Source organism: Streptomyces griseocarneus (genome assembly GCF_014655595.1).
Classification (GTDB): domain Bacteria; phylum Actinomycetota; class Actinomycetes; order Streptomycetales; family Streptomycetaceae; genus Streptomyces; species Streptomyces griseocarneus.
This window is the reverse complement of record NZ_BNBL01000028.1, coordinates 1-4,321: the sequence shown is the minus strand read 5'-3', so window position 1 is coordinate 4,321 and position 4,321 is coordinate 1. Positions and strand designations below refer to the sequence as shown.

The 4,321-nt window shown below is 70.9% G+C and carries 7 protein-coding genes; 3 read left to right on the top strand and 4 right to left on the bottom strand.

Annotation, left to right across the window (positions count from 1 at the left end; genetic code table 11):
* Positions 1-224: oligopeptide/dipeptide ABC transporter ATP-binding protein (locus IE295_RS33085; protein ID WP_373314205.1), on the top strand; the 224-nt coding region annotated here is incomplete at its 5' end.
* Complete coding sequence (locus tag IE295_RS33080; RefSeq protein WP_190067505.1) at positions 214-1,275, top strand: ABC transporter ATP-binding protein; 1,062 nt, start codon at positions 214-216, stop codon at positions 1,273-1,275. The genes IE295_RS33085 and IE295_RS33080, both read left to right, overlap by 11 nt.
* 5 nt (positions 1,276-1,280) lie before the next feature.
* Here the strand turns inward: IE295_RS33080 and IE295_RS33075 are convergent, their stop codons facing one another.
* The gene (locus tag IE295_RS33075) at positions 1,281-1,769 is read right to left on the bottom strand and encodes a hypothetical protein (RefSeq protein ID WP_190067504.1); all 489 of its coding nucleotides are present in this window, start codon (positions 1,767-1,769) and stop codon (positions 1,281-1,283) included.
* A 119-nt stretch (positions 1,770-1,888) separates the two neighbouring features.
* Between IE295_RS33075 and IE295_RS33070 the strand changes: the two genes are divergently transcribed.
* On the top strand, positions 1,889-2,308 hold the full coding sequence (locus tag IE295_RS33070; RefSeq protein ID WP_190067503.1) for a hypothetical protein: 420 nt from the start codon (positions 1,889-1,891) through the stop codon (positions 2,306-2,308).
* Between the two features lie 20 nt (positions 2,309-2,328).
* Here the strand turns inward: IE295_RS33070 and IE295_RS33065 are convergent, their stop codons facing one another.
* The 3 genes from IE295_RS33065 to IE295_RS33055 all read right to left on the bottom strand — a co-directional run.
* Complete coding sequence (locus IE295_RS33065; protein WP_190067502.1) at positions 2,329-2,766, bottom strand: DUF6924 domain-containing protein; 438 nt, start codon at positions 2,764-2,766, stop codon at positions 2,329-2,331.
* A gap of 166 nt (positions 2,767-2,932) precedes the next feature.
* Positions 2,933-4,087 (bottom strand): ABC transporter ATP-binding protein, encoded by a 1,155-nt coding sequence (locus IE295_RS33060; protein ID WP_190067501.1) that lies wholly within the window; start codon positions 4,085-4,087, stop codon positions 2,933-2,935.
* Positions 4,080-4,321, bottom strand: a 242-nt coding sequence (locus IE295_RS33055) for an oligopeptide/dipeptide ABC transporter ATP-binding protein (protein WP_373314204.1), incomplete at its 5' end; no start/stop codon positions are given. The genes IE295_RS33060 and IE295_RS33055, both read right to left, overlap by 8 nt.

The window sequence follows — 4,321 nt, the reverse complement described above, 5'->3', positions numbered from 1 at the left end:
GCCTGCTCGACTCGATCCCGCGCCTGGACCAGAAGGGCCAGGAACTCTACGCGATCAAGGGCCTGCCCCCCAGCCTCACCGCCATCCCGCCCGGCTGTCCCTTCAACCCCCGCTGCCCCAGGGCCCAGGACGTCTGCCGTACGGACCGGCCGCCGCTCTACGCCGTGGCGCCCGGCCGGGCCAGCGCCTGCCACTTCTGGAAGGAGACCCTCGATGAGAGCTGACGGCGAGGCGATCCTGGAGGTGCGGGACCTGGTCAAGCACTATCCGCTGACCCAGGGCGTCCTCCTCAGGAAGCAGGTCGGCGCCGTGCACGCCGTCGACGGCGTCTCCTTCGACCTCCGGCGCGGCGAGACCCTCGGCATCGTCGGGGAGTCGGGCTGCGGCAAGTCCACGGTCGCCAAGCTGCTCACCAGCCTCGAGCGCCCGACGTCCGGCCGGATCCTCTTCAAGGGCGAGGACGTCACCAGGCTGTCCGGGCGCGCGCTGAAGGCCGTACGCCGCAACATCCAGATGGTCTTCCAGGACCCGTACACCTCGCTGAACCCGCGCATGACGGTCGGCGACATCATCGGCGAGCCCTTCGAGATCCACCCCGAGGCGGCTCCCAAAGGCAGCCGGCGGCAGAAGGTGCGCGAGCTGCTGGACGTGGTCGGGCTCAATCCCGAGTACATCAACCGCTATCCGCACCAGTTCTCGGGCGGTCAGCGCCAGCGCATCGGCATCGCGCGCGGGCTGGCCCTGCGGCCGGAGGTCATCGTCGCCGACGAGCCGGTGTCCGCGCTGGACGTGTCGGTGCAGGCGCAGGTGGTCAACCTGCTGGAGCGGCTGCAGAACGACTTCGACCTGTCGTACGTCTTCATCGCGCACGACCTGTCGGTGGTGCGGCACATCTCGGACCGGGTGGCGGTGATGTACCTGGGCCGGCTCGCCGAGGTGGGCACGGACACCCAGATCTACGAGCACCCCACGCACCCCTACACCCAGGCCCTGCTGTCCGCCGTCCCCGTCCCGGACCCCGACGCCCGCGAGCGGCGCGAGCGCATCATCCTCACCGGTGACGTGCCCTCGCCGGCCCACCCGCCGTCCGGCTGCCGCTTCCGCACGCGCTGCTGGAAGGCCCAGGAGAAGTGCGCGCGGGTGGTGCCGCCGCTCGAGGTCCCCGACTGGTTCCGCGAGGGCGGCGGCCCGGCGGCGCACGTCTCGGCCTGCCACTACGCGGAGGAGCGGCGGGTGGTGCCGACGGAGGCGCCGCCGTCGTGGAACGGGGTCTGACGGCCTCAGCCGCCGAGCTTCGTCGGGGCCGGCAGGCCGCCGCCGAGGCGGGTGGGGTCGGGCAGCGGGGCCGCGTCGGCGGTCCTGGTGAAGGTGTCCTTCTTGCCGCCGTCCCAGGTGACGACCAGGGTCTTGTCGCCCCCGGGCTCGACCTTGCCGTTGGCACGGTCGGTATTGCCGTCGGCGCAGCGCAGGGCGAGCGTGGCGGGCTTCGCGTCCCGGTGGAAGGAGCCGACGCACGCGCGCTTGCCGTTGTCGCTGTAGACGGCCGCCTTGTCCCCGTAGAGGGACAGGCCCACCGGACCGTCCGCCGACCGGGCGGCGTAGGCGCCGTCGAGGGGCCCGCCCTTCCCGGTGGCCGCCGACGGCCGCGGGGCGGCGGACGGTGTGGCGGAGGCCGTACGGTCACCGGCCCTGTCGCCGCTCCCGCCGGCGCACCCCGCCATCAGTACGGCCGCCAGTGCCGTCCCCGCCAGCTGTGCTGTTCTGCGCACGATTCCCCCCTGAATGCGGTGACACGTCATCAGAAACTAACACCGGGGCCGTTGTCAGACCCACCCCTTACAGTCGCCATCAGTTGTCTCGCACCACCTGACGGGGAGCAGTGATCAGGATGCGCCAGTTCGGCATCGACCTGTACGACCAGTGGACCGCGATGTGGAACGGGGACGGGACGCTCGCCGAGCGGATCATGGCCTCGGAGTTCCGACTGCGCTACGCCCAGGCGGGGACCGAGGCCTTCGACGACATCCGCCACCGGGACCAGCTCACGGACGTCATCGCGGGCTGGCACCGCAAGCGGACGGGCCTGCGGTTCACGGCCGAGGGCATACCCGTCGTGGACCTCGACCCGTCCGACGGCCCTGCTCCGAGCGGCCGGGTCGCCCGCCCGTACCGGGCCACCTTCACGGACGAGTCCGGCCGGACGGTGGCCCGCAGCGGCACGGACGTCCTCGCCTTCACGGACGGCCTCATCACCGAGGTCTGGTCCGTCTCCTCCGGGGCCGCGGGACGAACCTTCTACCGGCCCTGAGGAGTGCGGCTTCCCGAGCCTCAGAACCCCCGGAACACCCCGTCGGCCTCGGCCGCGTCCACGAACTCCTCGAAGTCCATGTTCGCGAGCGAAAGGTTGTTCTCGATCGACCAGAGCTCGGCGGCCACGACGCGGACCGTGCGGCCCCGCTCGTCCGCCAGGTCGACGCACAGCAGCGGCATCTCGTCCGAGGCCGTGGCCACGTCGTCGACGATGACGAGGAACGCGTGGTCGTAGTCGTCCGGCACGAGCGCGACGATCTCCTCGGCGGTGAGGCCCGCGCAGGACCCGTCGTCGAAGAAGGTCACGTCCGCGACGAACTCGTCGCGCTCGGTCGGCGTCTCGATCGTCCCCCGGATGTCCTCCCACGCCTCCTGGTCGGAGAAGTCGGTGCGCAGCACCGGCGTGCACTCGGCGTCGGCCAGGAGGGTGGATATCGACCGGCGTTCCTGCGTCACTGCTCTGTTTCCCTTCGGACATGCCCCGTGGTCTGCGAGGTCAGCAAACGATCTCACCCGCCCGGTCGGCGGCCACCGTCAGGTCCGGTGCGGGCGCACAGAGCGAGGAGGGGCTCCCCCGGCATGGCCGGGGGAGCCCCTCCTCGTACGCGCGGGCGGGCAGCGGCTACGCCGCGCCCACCACCTGCTTCTCCTCGGCGAAGTGGCACGCCGACTCGTGCGCGGCCGGCGTCTTCTTGCCGGCGAACACCTCGGGCACCGCCAGCAGCGGCACCTCCTGGGCGCACTTGTCCTCCGCCTTCCAGCACCGCGTGCGGAAGCGGCAGCCGGACGGCGGGTTGGCCGGCGAGGGCACGTCACCGGTGAGGATGATGCGCTCGCGGCCCTCGCGGGCGTCGGGGTCCGGGACCGGGACGGCCGACAGCAGCGCCTGGGTGTAGGGGTGCGTCGGGTGGTCGTAGATCTCGGAGTCCGTGCCGATCTCGGCCATCTTGCCCAGGTACATCACGCCGACGCGGTCGGAGATGTGCCGGACGATGGACAGGTCGTGCGCGATGAAGACGTAGGAGAGGTTGAACTCGTCCTGCAGCTTCTCCATCAGGTTGACGACCTGCGCCTGCACCGACACGTCCAGCGCGGACACCGGCTCGTCGCAGATGATGATCTCGGGGTTGAGCGCCAGCCCGCGGGCGATGCCGATGCGCTGCCGCTGACCGCCCGAGAACTGGTGCGGGTAGCGGTTGATGTACTCCGGGTTCAGGCCCACGACGTCCAGGAGCTCCTGGACGCGCTTGCGCCGGTCGCCCTTGGGCGCGGCCTCGGGGTGGATCTCGAAGGGCTCGCCGATGATGTCGCCGACCGTCATGCGCGGGTTCAGCGAGGTGTACGGGTCCTGGAAGACCATCTGGATGTTGCGGCGTACGGCCTTCAGCGCGCGCCCGGACAGCTTGGTGATGTCCTGGCCCTTGTAGAAGACCTCGCCCGAAGTGGCCGTCTCCAGGGTCATCAGCAGCTTGGCGACCGTGGACTTGCCACAGCCGGACTCGCCGACGATGCCGAGGGTCTCGCCCTGGTAGAGGTCGAAGGAGACGCCGTCGACGGCCTTGACCGCGCCGACCTGCTTCTTGAAGAGGATGCCCTGGGTCAGCGGGAAGTGCTTGACCAGGTTGCGCACCTGCAGGATCGGCTCACCGCGCTCGACGGGGGCGTCGAGAACGGCCTCGACCTCGGCGGTCGTGCTCGCGTCGCTGACCTCGACCTCGGAGACGTTGGGGGTCTTGTCCGCCGCCACGGCCTCGTCCTTCTTGCCGGTCTCAGCCATGGATCGTCTCCTTCCAGAAGTGGCACGCGCTGCCGCGGCCGGCCAGCTCCGCGCCGTCCTTCTCGGTGACCTGGTGCAGCGCCGGGATGTCGGTGCGGCACAGGTCCGTGGCCTTGGGGCAGCGCGGGTTGAAGGCGCAGCCGGCGGGGATGCGCAGCAGGTTGGGCGGCAGGCCCTTGATCGCGTAGAGTTCCTGGCCCTTCTGGTCCAGGCGCGGGATCGAGTCGAGCAGGC